The sequence below is a fragment of the Microbispora rosea genome (assembly GCF_044460045.1).
Classification (GTDB): Bacteria; Actinomycetota; Actinomycetes; order Streptosporangiales; family Streptosporangiaceae; genus Microbispora; species Microbispora rosea.
Window position 1 is genome coordinate 104,043 of the sequence record NZ_JBITJO010000007.1, and the last position, 15,184, is coordinate 119,226.

Genomic DNA, 15,184 nt, shown 5'->3' on the forward strand with positions numbered 1-15,184 from the left:
AATCCGCATACGGACGAATTGGTAGCCTGGACGCATGACCGCCATGGCGCCCTCGCGTGACGAGCCCGACCTGTCCTTCCTGCTCGACCACAGCAGCCACGTGCTGCGAACGCAGATGGCGGCGGCCCTCGCCGAGATCGGCCTCACGGCGCGTATGCACTGCGTGCTCGTCCATGCTCTGCAGGAGGAGCGCACGCAGATCCAGCTCGCCGAGCTGGGCGACATGGACAAGACCACGATGGTGGTCACCCTCGACGCCCTGGAGCAGGCCGGTCTCGCCGAGCGCCGCCCGTCCAGCACCGACCGGCGCGCCCGGATCGTCGCGGTCACAGAGAAGGGCGCGCAGGTGGCGAAGCGGAGCCAGGAGATCGTCGACGGGGTCCACCGGGCCGCCCTCGGATCGCTGCCCGAGGAGGAGGCGGAGGTGCTCGTGCGCGCGCTCAACCGGCTGGTCACGGGGCACCTGGCCACGGCGGTCGAGGCGCCGCAGCCGGTGAGGCGGGCGCGTCAGCGCGGATGATCGATCCATAGGGGATCGTCTACAAAAAAACTATCTGCTACGGTTCTTCTGTTCCTATGAACAGGAGGCGACCCCATGTCGCGGATATCCCGATCCCGTCTGCTCGTGCTGGGCGTGCTGTCCGCCACGATGCTGATGACGGTGCTCGACGGCAGCATCGTGACCGTGGCCATGCCCGCTATCCAGCGGGACCTCGGCTTCGCGCCCGCCGAGCTGAGCTGGACCGTCAACGCCTACCTCATCGCGTACGGCGGACTGCTCCTGCTGGCCGGCCGGCTGGGCGACCTGATCGGCCGCCGGGCCATGTTCCTGGCGGGCAACGCCGTCTTCGTCGCCGCGTCCCTGCTGGCCGGAGCCGCCACCGGCCCGGGGATGCTGATCGGCGCCCGGTTCCTCCAGGGCGTCGGCAGCGCCATGGCGTCGGCGGTCGTGCTCGGCATCCTGGTGACGACCTTCACCGACGCGGGGGAGCGGGCGAAGGCCATCGGCGTCTTCAGCTTCACCGGCGCCGCGGGAGCGTCGCTGGGCCAGGTCATCGGCGGGGTCCTCACCGACGCGCTGGGCTGGAACTACATCTTCTTCATCAACGTGCCGATCGGCGTGGTCACGATCGTGCTGGCGCTCCGGGCGCTGCCGGCCGACCGAGGGCTCGGCGTGTCGGCGGGCGCGGACGCCGTGGGCGCCCTGCTGGTCACGGCCGGACTCATGCTGGGCATCTACGCAGTGGTCCAGATCGAGCGGTATGGTCCGCGCTCCCTGTGGTTCGGCGCGGTGTCGCTCGTGCTGCTGGCCGCGTTCCTCGTCCGGCAGGCGACCGCCCGCACCCCGCTCATGCCGCTGCGGATCCTCCGCTCGCGCGCCGTCGCCGGGGCCAACCTGGTGCAGGTCCTGACGCTGGGCGCGATGTTCGCCTTCCAGGTCGTCGTGGCGCTGTTCATGCAGCAGGTGCTCCTGTATGGCGCGCTCGACACCGGGCTGGCCATGCTCCCCGCGGCGCTGTCCATCGCGGGGGTGTCGCTGTTCGCGTCCCCGCGGCTGAGCACCCGCTTCGGCGCGCGTGCCGTGCTGCTGGGGGGCCTGGTGCTGCTGATCGGCGCGATGGCCTGGCTCACCCGCGTCCCCGTCGACGCCCGTTACGTCACTGATCTGCTCCCCGTGATGGTGCTCATCATGGGCGGGGGACTGGTGCTCCCGGCGCTGACCACGCTCGGCATGTCCGACGCCCGCTCCGACGACGCGGGCCTGGTCTCGGGGGTCTTCAACACCACCCAGCAGGTCGGGATGGCGGCCGGCGTCGCGCTGCTGTCCACGGTCGCCGCCTCCCGTACGGAGGGGTTGCTGGCGGGCGGGGCGAGCGAGGCGGTCGCGCTGACGGGCGGCTACCGGCTGGCCTTCACGGTCTCTCTCGCCCTGCTGGCCGGCGCCCTCGTGGTCGCGTACGTCGTCCTGCGGCGGCGCAGCGCCCAACACCGGGCGGGCGCGGAGCAGGCGGTGGAGCCCCAGCCCGAGCGGGTCTGAGGGCCGCCGCCGCGGCCCAGGGCCCTGTGACCCCAACGAAAGGGCATCCGGCTGTCACCGGCCGCAGGCCGTGCGGCGTCCTCTCCCGTGCGACCAGTGTCCACGGAGGCGGCGATGCGTGTTCCCTCGCAGGCCATGCCCGCACCTGCGGTGCGGGTGAGGATCCGCGCCCGCCTCCGGCACTGGCTCGCCCGGCCGGTGAGTGACGGTGACCGCGCCCCCGCGCGACCGGCTTCCGCAGGCGGCGCGTTCGTCGCCGGTCCGTCCCCCGACCACGGAGCCACAGTGGATTCCCAGACCTTTCTCGTCCTCGCCGGGGCCTTCTTCGGCGTCTGGCTCGTCTTCGACTACGTACGCAACTACCTGTCCAAATGCCCCAAGTGCAAGGGAAGCGGCACGCTTAAGGCCACCTGGTGGTCCGGGCGGTACCGGCCCTGCCCGCGCTGCGGCCGCAAGGGAGAGGTCCCGCACGCCTTCGGCCCCAAGAGCTGAGCCGTAGGGCTTGGGAAACATCGCTTTCCGGATGATCTATTGTCAGGCTGTTCCTGACGTCCTAGCCTTGGGGTGGGCGTCAGGTACAGCCTGACACGTTATCCCCTTGGAGGCGACATGCCGGCTCCTTCTCTGGCGGAACAGGACATCCGCTGCTCGTTCTGCTCGAAGTCCAAGACCGAAGTGGCCAAGCTGATCGCCGGCCCCGGCGTCTACATCTGCAATGAGTGTGTCGGGCTCTGCGCCGAGATCCTGGCGGCGGAGTCCGTCGGGACTCCGGAGATCTCCTACACCGAGAGCATGACCGTCGAGCAGATCCTGGAGCTCCTTCCGCGCGTCGCCGAGGTGGGCGCGCAGGTCGAGGACAGCCTGCGGGTCTGGGTGCAGCGGGCGCGCGACCGGGGCGCCACCTGGGCCAGGATCGGCGCCGCGCTCGGCATGACCCGGCAGTCCGCCTGGGAGCGGTTCTCCGGCGAGGAGTGACGCCCGCTCAGGCGGATTGTCGGCGCTGCCTGTCATCCTGGCCCGCATGACGACGACCGACCCCTTGGCTCCGTTCCAGTGGCTGAACGTGTCCGAGTCCGACGGCGGCGGCCACGTGGGCGTCCTCGAGGCCGGCGAGTGGTGCGTGGCCATCGAACCCTTCGGCTGGATGGTCACGCTCCACGAGGTGCTGCCCAGGCTGTCGCGAGGTTGCGAGGTGGTGGCGGTCACCCGGCACGACTACGCCGCCGAGCACAGCTTCGAGTACGCGATCGACGGCACGATCGTCACCGGGTATCGACCGCGGCACCCGTATGAGCGTTACGGCTCCGATCCCGACCGGCTCAACGGCTTCATGCGCGAGTTGGGCATGGGGCCGGACAGGCCGGAGAGCGAGGCCGCGTGGGACGCCGCCTGGGAGGACAACTGCCCCACCGTCGTGCCGAGGGGTTTCGCCCTGGCGGCCAGGATCACCGGGGTGCCGTTCACACAGGACATGCTCGGCCGCCCGATGCTCGTGGGGCCCATCGTGGATCCTTTCGAGGACGTCGACGGCGCGTGACCGGCTCCCGGCCGACCGCTGGAATGTCGGAGGTACGCGTGTGCGGCGGTCCCTGCCGCGCCCGTCAGGATCCCGGCGGTGGTTCGAGGCTGATGCCGAGCTGGGAGTAGAGCTCCAGCTGGTCGTAGTAGTCCCGATCCGTGGTGATCTTTCCGTGCTCGACCGCGCAGGCACAACTGCCCCGCACCGTTATGCGACGGCCCGTCGGGGCCGCCACCCGGCCGCCCGGAAGCAGGAGCGGGCCCCTGTGCGTGCCGGTCATCGTGTACTCGGTGAAGGCGGGGTCCACGCAGGGGGCCTTGTACCAGGGGGTGTAGCAGATGTCGGGGAAGACCTTGCAGAGGCCCTCATAGATCCAGGCGATCTGCTCACGGCCTTCCGCGACGCCCGCGGGGCTGACGTACACGGCGTCGGGCGCGTAGCAGTCCAGCACGTCGTAGAGGTCGTGGTGGTTGATCGCCGTGAAGAGTCTGTCCTTGAGTTCTCGAGCGCTCGACATCGTCCAGGCCATCTCCTCGACGCTTCGGCATCAGGCGGGCGCCGGGGGGCTACCACCCAATCTAACAAGGGCTTCGTTACCGGGTCTTTCGGCTGGGTTGACGCTCGCGCTGATGGCTTAATCTGCAATGTCTGTGTCGTTGACGCCACGAAGCCCTGGTCGCAAGCATGGAGGGCATGCAGCGGCGCGTGGTCATCGTCATCTTCGACGGCTTCCAGATGTTCGACCTCGCCGGACCGGCCGACGTCTTCAGCACGGCGAACCTGCTCGTGCCCGAGGCCGGCTACCGGCTTGAGGTGACGGCCGTGCGCGCCGGAGCCGTACCGGCGCACAACGGGATCGCGACCCTCGCGGAGACCGCGCTGGGCGAGGTCGAGGGGGCGATGGACACGCTGCTGGTCGTGGGCGGGCTGTCGGTGCCGGAGCACCTGCGCGATCGTGAGCTGGTCGCGGGCATCACCCGGCTGGCCGACGGGGCCCGGCGCGTCGCCTCCGTCTGCAACGGGAGCTTCCTCCTCGCCGAGGCCGGGCTACTCGACGGCAGGCGCGCGACCACCCACTGGCTGGTCGCGGGCGAACTCGCCGACCGCTACCCGGACGTCGAGGTGGACGCCGATCCCATCTACATCCGCGACGGGAACGTCTGGACCTCGGCCGGGGTCAGCTCGGGAGTGGATCTCGCCCTGGCGCTCGTGGCCGACGACCACGGCCACACGCTCGCCCGGAACGTCGCCCGCGGGCTCGTGGTGTACCTGCACAGGCCGGGTGGGCAGAGCCAGTTCAGCGCCCCCATGCGGGCCGCCGTCCCGCGTGCCGAGCCGCTGCGCGAGATCCAGGCGTTCATCGACGCCAACCCGGCCGAGGACCTGAGCGTGCCCGCGCTCGCCCGGCGGGCCGGGATGAGCGAGCGGCACTTCTCCCGCGTCTTCACCGAGCAGACCGGGGTCTCACCCGGCAGGTACGTCGAACGCAGCAGGGCCGACGCCGCCCGGCGGCTGCTGGAGACCACCGGCCACCCCCTGGACCGGGTGGCCAGGGAGTCGGGGCTCGGCGTTCCCGGGACCCTCTATCGGGTCTTCCGCCGCCATTGGCGTGTCTCACCAGGCGACTACCGCCGCCGGTTCCGATCGAAGGAAGGCAGCAGATCATGAACATCGCGATCCCCCTCTATCCCCGGTTCACCGCGCTCGACGCCGTCGGGCCTTACACGGTGCTCGCCTTCGCGCCGGGCTGCACGGTCACGTTCGTCGCGGCCGAGCCCGGGCCCGTGCTCGACGACCGGGGGAGCCTGAGTCTCGCGGCCACCGCGTCGTACGGCGACCTGCCCGCGCCGGACGTGGTCGTCGTGCCGGGAGGACCCGGGACGATCGAGGCGCTGTCCGACACGGAGTTGCTCGGCTGGATCGCGCGGGCCCACGAGGGCGCCCGGTGGACGACCTCGGTGTGCAGCGGCTCGTTCCTGCTGGGCGCGGCGGGGCTGCTGAAGGGCCGCAGGGCGACGACCCACTGGGGATGGCTCGACCAGCTCGCCGGATTCGGCGCCGAGCCGGTCAGCGAACGCGTGGTGATCGACGGCAAGGTCGTGACGGCGGCGGGTGTGTCCTCCGGCATCGACATGGCCCTGACGCTGCTCGCCGAGATGCGCGACGAGGAGACGGCGCAGGCCGTGCAGCTCGCGATCGAGTACGACCCGCGGCCGCCCTTCGCCGCCGGCAACCCGAAGACCGCTCCGGCGGGCCTGAGCGACAAGGCGATGGCCCTCATCGGCTGAGCCGTTCCATCCGGCGGGCTTCGGACAGGCGCCTCCTGATGATGGTCTCGACCACGACCAGGTTGACGATCCAGCCCAGCGTCTGGCCGATCGGGATCAGCGAGGTCGCGAGCTCTCCCATCGATCCCGGGTCGGCTCCGCGGAAAGGGATCTGGACCAGCAGGAGCAGGGGCACGAGGACGCGCGCGGTGACGGCGAGGAACGTCAGGGCGTAGTTGCGCATCATCCAGTCGCGGTGACTGTCGAAGTCGCGCCGGCGGGCGGCCCGATACGCGAGGCCACCGGTGATCAGCCACAGGACGGCCGCGGTCGTGAGGCCGATCTGCGTCATGAGTCGGCCCGACCACAGCGCGACCGGGATCGTGGCCGCCGCGGACGGCAGCACCCCGGCGAGGAGATAGACCCGGCCGAGGGTCCGGTGGATCCGCCCGCGCGCCCGCACCGCGGGCATGAACTGCAGGGAGCCGAGTACGAGCGCCACCGCGGCGGTCCAGATATGACCGACCAGAACGTAGTAGTGCAGGCTGTCACGCACATCGAGGCGGCTGTCGTCTGCGTCAAGGCCCAGGTAGGGATAGACGAGCACCGAGGTGGCGACAACCGCCACGATCAACAGCAGCCAAGCCGTACGTCTCCGCATGACCGCAGCCTGGCAGGCGCGATCTGCCCCCGGCGTCCACCCCCGGGTGGCTGTACGCGTACGCAATTTGACGTACGGGCTGTGTCGTTGAAAGGTGCCACCGTGTGATGGGCCTCGTCAGGCGACTCCCCTCATGCCCGAGGAAGCGCGGAGGGGGATTGGGGAGTCGCCCGACGTGCGTGGCTACGCGTCGAGGCCCTCGCTCTTGGCGATCACATGAGCGACCTTGTCGGAGAACTCCTCCCGCCAGGCCTTCTGCTGCCGGACCTCGTCGAGTACGACGGAGAACGCGGAGCGGAACTCCTCCAACGTCTCGCGCATCTCCTCCTGTCCGGCCCGGAGGTCGGCTGTGGTGGTGCGGAGCTCTTCCTGCCCCGCGCGGAGGTCGGCTGTGGTGGCGCGGAGCTCTTCCTGCCCCGCGCGCAGGTCGGTCGTGATGGTGAGGAGCTCTTCCTGCCCCGCGCGCAGGTCGGTCGTGATGGTGAGGAGCTCTTCCTGCCCCTTCCGCAGCTCGTGCTGACCCGTGCGCAGATCGCTCATCTGCTCACCGCACTTGATCAGCATGGCGTTCTGCAGTCGGACATCGCTCCTGATGCCGGTGATTTCCCGCTCTATGGCGTTGATGCGTTCCTCGGTCTGTGGCATGCCCGACAGGATAGGGACGTCGGAGCGATCACGCACAGTGAAATAACGATCTCTCTGTGTCCGAGTCTTGCGGCTGTCCTTCCGATCGGTACGCGCCAGGACGTTCAGACGGATGTGAACTGCCATGAGACGGCGGTCAGGCGCGGTACGGCATCCGGGTTCGCGAACTGCGCGAAGGCGGGACGGCTCAGGTCGAGGCGGTTGGCCGCGCAGCCGGGACAGAGGTCTCTGATCGGCACCTGGATGCTCTTGCCGCCGTAAGTGATCAGCACTGCCTGCTTGCAGAGCGCCAGACACGCGCGCGGAGGACCTGAGCATCATCTATCGCTGCGACGGCGTCGGGGTAGCGCGAGCTCACGGTAGACATCGCGGCGGTTCCGCGTTCGCCTCGGCGAGCAAGCTGTGGATAGGTCAGCTTCCCGGCCAGTCCTCTTGGGGGGATACATAAGTGCCGCGATGCGGGACGGTGAACACCCATCCCTGCTTGCGAAGGAAATCCACGGCGTTGCGGGCGGTGGCCTTGGCGACGCCGTACTGCTTCATCAGTGCCTTCTCCGGCGGGATGCGCCGATTGGGCACGAGATCTCCGCTGCGGATCTGCTCCAGGATCTCGGCCGCTATGCGTTGGTAGACCGGCGTCCTTTCGGCTGACCGTGGAGTGCCCGGCTGGCCGACAAATGTTCCTTCGCCCTGGACGGTGTAGACGAGGCCCTGCTCGCGAAGTTCCCGGGTGACGCGTCGCGCCGTCAGTCGGGCGATGCCGTATTCGGCTTCCAGTTCCGTCTCACTCGGGACGGCGTCACCCGGCTCCAGCTCCCCGTGATCGATCTGCTCACGGATGATCTCGGCGATCTGTTTGTAGATCGGCACCGGACCCTCGCGATCAATCATGAGGGAATGATAGACGAAACCGGACGTCCATCTACAAAGCAGACAACATCTGCCGCAATGTATAGGAGCAGTAGACCGCTATAGCTAATATGGTCTACGGGCCGTCAAATGGGCCGTCAGGCGCGATCCGGCGCCAGGCGGTGTCGGTGACGATCACGTGGTCGAGGAAGCGGAGGCCGACGGTGTCGGCGGCCTCGTGGAGGCGGGCCGTGACCTCGACGTCGGCGGGGCTGGGGTCGAGCGATCCGCTCGGGTGGTTGTGGGCGAGGCCGAAGGCGGCCCCGCCGGAGAGGAGGACGGTCGTGACGATGTCGCGGACGGGCGCGGGGGTGTGGTCGCTGCCGCCCTCGGTGACCACGGTCCGGCGCAGCACGGCGCCGCGGCCGTCGCACACGACCACGACGAGCCGCTCGCGCGGCTGTCCGTGCAGCAGGGGAGCGGCAGCCGAAGCGATGTCGGCCGAGCAGGTGATCCGGCTTCGCTCCGGCTCCGCCTGGGCCCGCCGCACGAGGTGGAACGCGGCCGCCACGCGGGCGGCCTTGGCGGGGCCCACGCCGGGGACGGCGAGCAGCCGGTGGGCCTCGGAGCGGGCCAGCTCCCCGAGATCGCCGCAGTGGGCGATGAGCTGGGAGGCGAGTTCGACGGCGCTCACGCCCCTGCTGCCCGAGCCCAGCAGCAGGGCGAGCAACTCCCTGTCGGCGAGTGCGGCGGCTCCCGACGCCAGCAGCCGCTCACGCGGCTGGTCGGCCAGGGGCATGTCCTTGACGCGCATCGGCACCTCCGGATGGGGGATCCGGATCGGTTGTACCAGTGGGCACCGACAGTCAGAGGAGGCTGGGAATGCCGTAGACCAGCCGGAATCTGTCGCCGGGCACCACGGCGTCGCTGGTCTCGACCGGGCGCTCGCCGGCCCAGTAGGTGCGCTCGATCTGGAGCACCTGGACGCCGGCGGGCAGCTCGAGCAGGTCGCTCTCGGTCGGCTGGGGAACACGGATGAGCACGGTCTCGCTGATCTCGGTGACCGGCAGGCCGCTCGCCGCGAGCCGGAAGGCCGCGCTCCTGCGTTCGTACGTGCCCTCCTCGGGCGCCTGGCTCTGCCCGGGCTCGACCGGTTCGTACGAGGTGAGCAACTGCACCGGGCGGCCGTCCCCGCGGAAGACGTAGCGGGTTCTGATCACCGGGCTGCATTCCCCGACGCGCAGGCGGCGGGCGATGTCGGGAGGGGCGTCGGCGAGCTCGCTGCGCCAGCTCCAGCTGGGTTGTCGCCCGCCCGCCTGCATGTCGCTCGCGAAGGCGGCGTGCGGTTCGGGGAGGCGGCTGCGGTGGAGCGGGAGCAGGATCGGTTTCTCCCGCACCCGGTGCCCGGAGCCCACCCGGCCGATGATGAGGCCCTCCTGGGCGAGCACGCGCAGCGCGTGGCGGGCGGCCGTCTCTCCGACGCTGTACTTCCGGGTGATCTGGTGCCGCGAGGGGATCGGTGCGCCAGGAGGGAGCGTGCCGTCGACGATCTGGCGGCGAATGTCCTCGACTACGCGCAGGTAGACCGGATCAGAGTTTGCCATCAATCCATCCCTGAGGGGGTGACGGGTCCTCCAAATCTTGGCGTATCCGTCGGGCGACCGAGAGTGACGGGGATGGCCTGTGACTCCAACTTTGCCTGGTGAAAGGGCTGCTAATGGGTGATTGTGCCGCTAAGCGGCCAGGTGCTGATATTCCCCTCCCGGCGCCCTATCACGGTATCCATGCCAGCCCTCCGCGGGACGGGCACCAGAGGCTCAACTGGATGAAGCCCACCAACCGCAGCGATCGCGTACGGGTACGCCGCCACACGTGTGAGTGCAAGGCGACGATCTACGAGCTGTGCGCTGCGGGCGGGCTGTTGTTCATCCGGCGGACGACACGGGGCAAGGAGGTGGAGATCCGCGAGACCGAGCGGCTCGTCGCCACGCGCATGGAGGAGCTGTGGGTGAGGCTCCTCTCGGGCGAGGTCCACTGATCTACCCGCGTTTCCGCCGAGTCCTGTCATCTCCCCCCGAAGACCACCGAGGGGGTGCAGGCACCGCCGTTCGCGGCCTTCCGGAAAAAGTTCGCAGTGGTGTGTAACGTCCGCGTAAGACGCGGCGATTCTCGGTTAGAGGTCGCTGATGTGTGTACCCCCGAGCACATATCGGCGGCCTCTTCCGCTGTCGGCACCGCCTGCGGGGCGGTACTGGACATAACGGGGTGGCGAGGTCCATCACTCCTGCGGATCCGGGTACCGTTCGGTCTATGGCATCGCCTACTGGAACCTCCGACGCCCCCTTCGGCCGCACGCTGACCGCGATGGTCACACCGTTCACTTCTGACGGCGCCGTCGACTACGAGGGCGTCCAGCGGCTCGCGGCCTATCTCGTGGACGAGCAGCGCAACGACGGCCTGATCGTCAGCGGCACCACAGGGGAGTCCCCCACCACCTCCGACGAGGAGAAGGACCGGATCCTCCGCGCGGTCGTCGAGGCCGTGGGCGACCGGGCCACCGTCGTGGCCGGCGCCGGCACCAACGACACGCGGCACAGCGTCGAGCTGGCCGAGGCCGCCGAGCGCGCCGGTGCGCACGGTCTCCTGGTGGTGACCCCTTACTACAACAAACCGCCGCAGGAGGGCCTGCTCCGGCACTTCACGGCCGTCGCCGACGTGACCGGCCTGCCGGTGATGCTGTACGACATCCCGGGCCGCGCCGGGGTTCCGATCGCGATCGAGACCCTGTTCCGGCTGGCCGAGCACCCGCGCATCGCCGCCGTCAAGGACGCCAAGGGCGACCTGTTCGCGGGCTCGCAGGTGATGGCCTCCACTGACCTCGTGTTCTACTCGGGCGACGACCTGCTGAACCTGCCGTGGCTCTCCGTCGGCGCGGCCGGGTACGTCAGCGTGGTGGGCCACGTGGTGGGCGCCGAGCTGGCCTCGATGGTCGACTCCTACCGGTCCGGTGATGTCGAGAACGCACTGGCCGTCCACCGGCAGCTCCTTCCGGTGGTCTCGGCGATCATGACGCGCACCCAGGGGGCGATCATGGTCAAGGCGGCGTTGAAGCTGGTGGGTCAGGACGCGGGATACGTCCGGCCGCCGCTCGTGGACGCCACGGAGGGGCAGATCGCAGCGCTTCGTGAGGACCTCATCACGGGGGGCCTCAAGCTTGTGGATTAGATCAACAGATGGAGCCGAATGAGCGACTTGACCAGAAGGAACGAAGATAGGGAACTGCGTGTGAGCGCGCACGGCGAGCGGCTCGGGGCGGAGGGCGCGGAATGAGTCATCCGCATCCCGAACTCGGGTCCCCTCCCGCGCTGCCGGAAAACGGCCTGCGCATCGTCGCGCTGGGCGGCCTCGGCGAGATCGGCCGCAACATGGCGGTGTTCGAGTACGACGGCCGCCTGCTCGTGGTGGACTGCGGCGTGCTGTTCCCCGAGCCCGACCAGCCGGGCGTCGATCTCATCCTGCCCGACTTCGACTACATACGAGGGCGGCTCGACGACATCGAGGCGCTCGTGCTCACGCACGCCCACGAGGACCACATCGGTGCGGTGCCGTACCTGCTGCGGGAGCGGCGCGACATCCCGGTCGTCGGCTCGCGGCTGACGCTCGGGCTCATCGAGAGCAAGCTGACCGAGCACCGGATGCAGCCGGTCAAGGTCGAGGTGATCGAGGGCGAGCGGCGCACGTTCGGACCGTTCGAGTGCGAGTTCGTCTCGGTCAACCACTCGATCCCCGACGCGCTGGCCGTGGCGATCCGCACCCCGGCGGGCCTCGTCCTGCACACCGGCGACTTCAAGATGGACCAGCTCCCGCTGGACGGGCGGCTGACCGACCTCGGGGCGTTCGCCCGCCTCGGGGCCGAGGGCGTCGACCTGCTGATGTCCGACTCCACCAACTCGGAGGTGCCGGGCTTCGTCACCAGCGAGCGGGAGATCGCGCCGGTCATCGACGACGTCTTCCGCAGCGCGACCAAGCGGATCATCGTGGCGAGCTTCGCCTCGCACATCCACCGCGTCCAGCAGATCATGGACGCGGCCGAGAAGCACGGCCGCAAGGTCGCGCTCATCGGCAGGTCGATGGTGCGCAACATGGGCGTGGCACGCGAACTGGGCTACCTGAAGGTGCCCGGCGGCCTGCTCGTGGACTCCCGGGAGATCGAGGAGTGGCCGCCGGAGGACGTGGTGCTGATCTGCACCGGCTCCCAGGGCGAGCCGATGGCGGCGCTGTCGCGCATGGCCAACCGCGACCACCCGATCAGGATCGCCGAGGGCGACACCGTCCTGCTCGCCTCGTCGCTCGTGCCGGGCAACGAGACGGCGGTCAGCAAGGTCATCAACGGCCTCAACCGCTGGGGCGCGCGGGTGATCCACAAGGGCAACGCGCGGGTGCACGTCTCCGGCCACGCCGCCGCGGGCGAGCTGCTGTACGTGCTCAACCTCACCAAGCCGTCCAACTTCATGCCCGTGCACGGGGAGTGGCGGCACCTGCGGGCGCACGCCGGGCTCGCCGAGCTGACCGGCGTTCCCCGGGAGAACATCGTGATCGCCGAGGACGGCGTGGTCGTGGACCTCGTCGACGGCCAGGCGAGGATCACCGGCGCGGTCCCGTGCGGGTACGTCTTCGTCGACGGCACCTCGGTGGGCGACATCACCGATGTGGCGCTCAAGGACCGGCGGATCCTGGGCGACGAGGGGTTCATCTCCATCGTCGTCGTGGTGGACTCCACCACCGGGAAGCTCACCGGCGGACCGGAGATCACCGCGCGCGGCTCGGGTATCGACCCCGACGCGTTCGACGCGGTCGTCCCGCAGATCGAGGCCGCGCTGCAGGAGGTCGCCGCGTCCGGAGTGGCGGACGAGATGCAGATCCGCCGGACCATCAGACGCACGGTGGGGCGCTGGGTGAGCGACACCTACCGCCGCCGCCCGATGATCATCCCGGTGGTCGTCGAGGTCTGACCGGTAATCCCGTTGTACTCGGAGACGGGCGTGGCGTAGCGTCCCGCCCGTGTCCGAGGTGAGGATCATCTACCGCAAGTACGGCGGGTCGCTGCACTGGCACCAGTACGCGCGGGTGCTGGGCGAGGACGAGCACGGCGTCTGGACCGGCTGTCCCGGGGGCACCACCGGCCGCCGGGGGAGCGAGCCGCCTGTGGTCTGGCCGGACCCTTTCGTGATGCTGTTCCCCCGGAACGCGTGGTGGACGGCCACGTTCAACGCCCGGCCGAACAGGTGCGCGATCTACTGTGACGTCACCACGGTGCCCGTCTGCGGCGACGGCCGGATCACGATGGCCGACCTCGACCTCGACGTGCTGCGGATGCGCGACGGCCGGCTGATCCTGGACGACGAGGACGAGTTCGCCGTCCACCAGGTGCGGTACGCGTACCCGGAGGAGATCGTCCGCCAGGCGGAGCGGTCCGCCGCCTGGCTGATGAAGGCCGTCGGCGGCCGGACCGGCCCCTTCGGTGGTGCCCACGACCGCTGGATGTCCCTCGTGACGTGATCGGCCTCGTCCGGCGGGCGCCCACGGCGTGGGCGGGGACGCCCAAGGCGTTAGCGGCCTGCGCCTCAGCGGGCCGTGACCACGCCCTCGGCGGGCTCCTGCCCGCCGGTCTCCTCTTCCCCGGTCTCCTCTTCTCCGGTCTCAGGGATCACCTTGGGCACGCCGCGCAGCGCGAACGGCACGGCGACCGCGAGCACGAGCAGGATGGCCGCGCCGGTCAGCACGGTGACGTGGATGCCCTCGACGAACGCCTGACGGGCAGCCCGGACGACGGCCCCCGCGGCGTCGCCCGGGAGCGTGGCGGCGACCTTGAGTGCGCCCGCGAGCGTGTCGCGGGCCTCGGCCGCGGGTCCGCCGGGCAGGCCGGGCGGAAGCACCAGGCCGTTCCGGTAGACGCTGGTCAGCACGGTGCCGAGCACGGCGATGCCGAGCGCGCCGCCCATCTCGTGGGCGGTCTCCGAGATCGCGCTCGCCGCCCCGGCCCGCTCCTTGGGCACCGAGGCGAGCAGCGTGTCGCCGGTCACCGCGAACATGAAGCCCATCCCGACGCCCTGGATGATCATGGCGACCAGCATGTAGAGATAGGGCGTCTCCATATCGATCCGGCTGAACAGGATGAACCCGATCGCGGTCAGCACCAGCCCGAGGCTGACGACCGGCCCGCGGCCCCACCGGTGCACGAGCACTCCGGACAGCGCGCCGCCGACGCCCCCGGCGAGGCCGCCCGGCATGCCGGCGAGCCCGGCGGTCAGCGGCGACCAGCCCATGACGAGCTGGAAGTACTGCGCGAAGACCACCGACATGGCGAGCATCGCGAAGACCGCGATCAGCTCGGCGCCGACCGTGGCCACGAACGCGCGCCGCCGGAACAGCGCCACGTCGATCAGCGGTTCGGCCAGCCGGGTCTGCCTGCGGACGAACACGACCAGCGCGGCGACCGCGATCACCGCTGCGGCGATCACGGACGGCTGGGTGATGCCTCCGCTCGTGGCCTCCTTCATCGCGTAGATCAGGCCGAGCACGCCCACGGCGGACAGCGGGACGCTGAGGAGGTCGAGCCTGCCGGGGCGGGGGTTGCGCGACTCGGGCAGCACGACGAACCCGGCGACCAGGACGGCCGCGACGACGGGCACATTGATCAGGAAGACCGAGCCCCACCAGAAGTGGTCGAGCAGCAGGCCGCCGACGATGGGCCCGAGGGCGAACCCGACCGCGCCCACGCTGCTCCAGATGCCGACCGCGGTGGTCCGCTCCTTCGGGTCGGGGAACACGTTGCGGACCAGCGACAGCGTCGAGGGCATGATCGTCGCGCCGGCCACGCCGAGGAGCGCGCGGGCGGCGATCAGCAGCGGGGCGTTCGGCGCGTACGCCGTCAGCACCGAGGTCGCGCCGAAGGCGGCCAGGCCGACGAGCAGCAGCCGCCTGCGCCCGATCCGGTCGCCGAGGTTGCCCATGGTCACGAGCAGCGCGGCCAGCGCGAAGCCGTAGATGTCGGCGATCCACAGCAGCTGGGTGGCCGAGGGCGCCAGGTCCTCGCCGAGCTTCGGCAGGGCGAGGTGCAGCACGGTGAGGTCGAGGGACAGCAGGAGCATGGCCAGGCAGGCGACGACCAGCGTGCCCCACTTGCGGGAGGTGTCGTTCATGGC

At 70.1% G+C, this 15,184-nt stretch carries 19 protein-coding genes; 11 read left to right on the forward strand and 8 right to left on the reverse strand.

All coding sequences use genetic code 11. From position 1 onward, the window contains the following. The first annotated feature begins 34 nt into the window (after nucleotides 1-34). From ACIBK1_RS27935 to ACIBK1_RS27955, 5 genes are all read left to right on the forward strand, one after another. Nucleotides 35-520: a MarR family winged helix-turn-helix transcriptional regulator gene (locus tag ACIBK1_RS27935; RefSeq protein ID WP_030510700.1), complete on the forward strand. Its 486-nt coding sequence runs from the start codon at nucleotides 35-37 to the stop codon at nucleotides 518-520. 75 nt (nucleotides 521-595) lie between these two features. Beyond that, nucleotides 596-2,038 carry an MFS transporter gene (locus ACIBK1_RS27940; RefSeq protein ID WP_396738694.1) on the forward strand — a complete coding sequence of 481 codons (1,443 nt, stop codon included), beginning with the start codon at nucleotides 596-598 and terminating at the stop codon, nucleotides 2,036-2,038. 114 nt (nucleotides 2,039-2,152) lie between these two features. Continuing rightward, a complete protein-coding gene (locus ACIBK1_RS27945) occupies nucleotides 2,153-2,530 on the forward strand; it encodes a hypothetical protein (protein ID WP_156081114.1) in 378 nt (125 codons plus the stop codon). Between the two features lie 117 nt (nucleotides 2,531-2,647). Then, entirely contained in the window at nucleotides 2,648-3,013 is a 366-nt protein-coding gene (locus tag ACIBK1_RS27950) for a ClpX C4-type zinc finger protein (protein WP_030510698.1), read from the forward strand. 46 nt (nucleotides 3,014-3,059) lie between these two features. Next, on the forward strand, nucleotides 3,060-3,575 hold the full coding sequence (locus tag ACIBK1_RS27955) for a DUF6461 domain-containing protein (RefSeq protein WP_081903859.1): 516 nt from the start codon (nucleotides 3,060-3,062) through the stop codon (nucleotides 3,573-3,575). Between the two features lie 64 nt (nucleotides 3,576-3,639). Here ACIBK1_RS27955 and ACIBK1_RS27960 read toward each other — a convergent pair whose 3' ends face one another. Next, entirely contained in the window at nucleotides 3,640-4,074 is a 435-nt protein-coding gene (locus ACIBK1_RS27960; protein ID WP_396738697.1) for an ester cyclase, read from the reverse strand. Between the two features lie 176 nt (nucleotides 4,075-4,250). Here ACIBK1_RS27960 and ACIBK1_RS27965 point away from each other — a divergent pair, with 176 nt between their 5' ends. Continuing rightward, nucleotides 4,251-5,225: a GlxA family transcriptional regulator gene (locus ACIBK1_RS27965; protein WP_396738699.1), complete on the forward strand. Its 975-nt coding sequence runs from the start codon at nucleotides 4,251-4,253 to the stop codon at nucleotides 5,223-5,225. Beyond that, on the forward strand, nucleotides 5,222-5,845 hold the full coding sequence (locus ACIBK1_RS27970) for a DJ-1/PfpI family protein (protein ID WP_030510694.1): 624 nt from the start codon (nucleotides 5,222-5,224) through the stop codon (nucleotides 5,843-5,845). The genes ACIBK1_RS27965 and ACIBK1_RS27970 overlap by 4 nt, the downstream gene beginning before the upstream one ends. Here ACIBK1_RS27970 and ACIBK1_RS27975 read toward each other — a convergent pair. The 6 genes from ACIBK1_RS27975 to ACIBK1_RS28000 all read right to left on the reverse strand — a co-directional run bounded on the left by ACIBK1_RS27975 (nucleotide 5,835) and on the right by ACIBK1_RS28000 (nucleotide 9,583). Continuing rightward, a complete protein-coding gene (locus tag ACIBK1_RS27975; RefSeq protein WP_030510693.1) occupies nucleotides 5,835-6,485 on the reverse strand; it encodes a DUF2306 domain-containing protein in 651 nt (216 codons plus the stop codon). The two genes, ACIBK1_RS27970 and ACIBK1_RS27975, sit on opposite strands and share 11 nt — an antisense overlap. Before the next feature lie 183 nt (nucleotides 6,486-6,668). Next, nucleotides 6,669-7,130 (reverse strand): hypothetical protein, encoded by a 462-nt coding sequence (locus tag ACIBK1_RS27980; protein ID WP_396738701.1) that lies wholly within the window; start codon nucleotides 7,128-7,130, stop codon nucleotides 6,669-6,671. Nucleotides 7,131-7,234: 104 nt separating this feature from the next. Next, entirely contained in the window at nucleotides 7,235-7,402 is a 168-nt protein-coding gene (locus tag ACIBK1_RS27985) for an RlpA-like double-psi beta-barrel domain-containing protein (RefSeq protein WP_197042819.1), read from the reverse strand. A 139-nt stretch (nucleotides 7,403-7,541) separates the two neighbouring features. Then, on the reverse strand, nucleotides 7,542-8,021 hold the full coding sequence (locus tag ACIBK1_RS27990; protein ID WP_030510690.1) for a GntR family transcriptional regulator: 480 nt from the start codon (nucleotides 8,019-8,021) through the stop codon (nucleotides 7,542-7,544). A gap of 94 nt (nucleotides 8,022-8,115) precedes the next feature. Next, nucleotides 8,116-8,793: a JAB domain-containing protein gene (locus ACIBK1_RS27995; protein ID WP_030510689.1), complete on the reverse strand. Its 678-nt coding sequence runs from the start codon at nucleotides 8,791-8,793 to the stop codon at nucleotides 8,116-8,118. A gap of 52 nt (nucleotides 8,794-8,845) precedes the next feature. Further along, entirely contained in the window at nucleotides 8,846-9,583 is a 738-nt protein-coding gene (locus ACIBK1_RS28000) for a GntR family transcriptional regulator (protein WP_030510688.1), read from the reverse strand. A 221-nt stretch (nucleotides 9,584-9,804) separates the two neighbouring features. On the opposite strand from ACIBK1_RS28000, the gene ACIBK1_RS28005 reads away from it, so the two are divergent. The 4 genes from ACIBK1_RS28005 (at nucleotide 9,805) to ACIBK1_RS28020 (ending at nucleotide 13,538) form a co-directional block, all read left to right on the forward strand. Then, the gene (locus tag ACIBK1_RS28005) at nucleotides 9,805-10,017 is read left to right on the forward strand and encodes a hypothetical protein (RefSeq protein ID WP_231514081.1); all 213 of its coding nucleotides are present in this window, start codon (nucleotides 9,805-9,807) and stop codon (nucleotides 10,015-10,017) included. 272 nt (nucleotides 10,018-10,289) lie between these two features. Continuing rightward, nucleotides 10,290-11,204 (forward strand): 4-hydroxy-tetrahydrodipicolinate synthase, encoded by a 915-nt coding sequence (gene dapA, locus ACIBK1_RS28010; RefSeq protein ID WP_396738705.1) that lies wholly within the window; start codon nucleotides 10,290-10,292, stop codon nucleotides 11,202-11,204. 101 nt (nucleotides 11,205-11,305) lie between these two features. Next, a complete protein-coding gene (locus ACIBK1_RS28015; RefSeq protein WP_030510685.1) occupies nucleotides 11,306-12,991 on the forward strand; it encodes a ribonuclease J in 1,686 nt (561 codons plus the stop codon). Between the two features lie 49 nt (nucleotides 12,992-13,040). Beyond that, nucleotides 13,041-13,538 (forward strand): DUF402 domain-containing protein, encoded by a 498-nt coding sequence (locus ACIBK1_RS28020; protein WP_030510684.1) that lies wholly within the window; start codon nucleotides 13,041-13,043, stop codon nucleotides 13,536-13,538. A gap of 65 nt (nucleotides 13,539-13,603) precedes the next feature. Here the strand turns inward: ACIBK1_RS28020 and ACIBK1_RS28025 are convergent, their stop codons facing one another. After that, the gene (locus ACIBK1_RS28025) at nucleotides 13,604-15,181 is read right to left on the reverse strand and encodes a DHA2 family efflux MFS transporter permease subunit (RefSeq protein WP_396738707.1); all 1,578 of its coding nucleotides are present in this window, start codon (nucleotides 15,179-15,181) and stop codon (nucleotides 13,604-13,606) included. Nucleotides 15,182-15,184 lie beyond the last annotated feature (3 nt).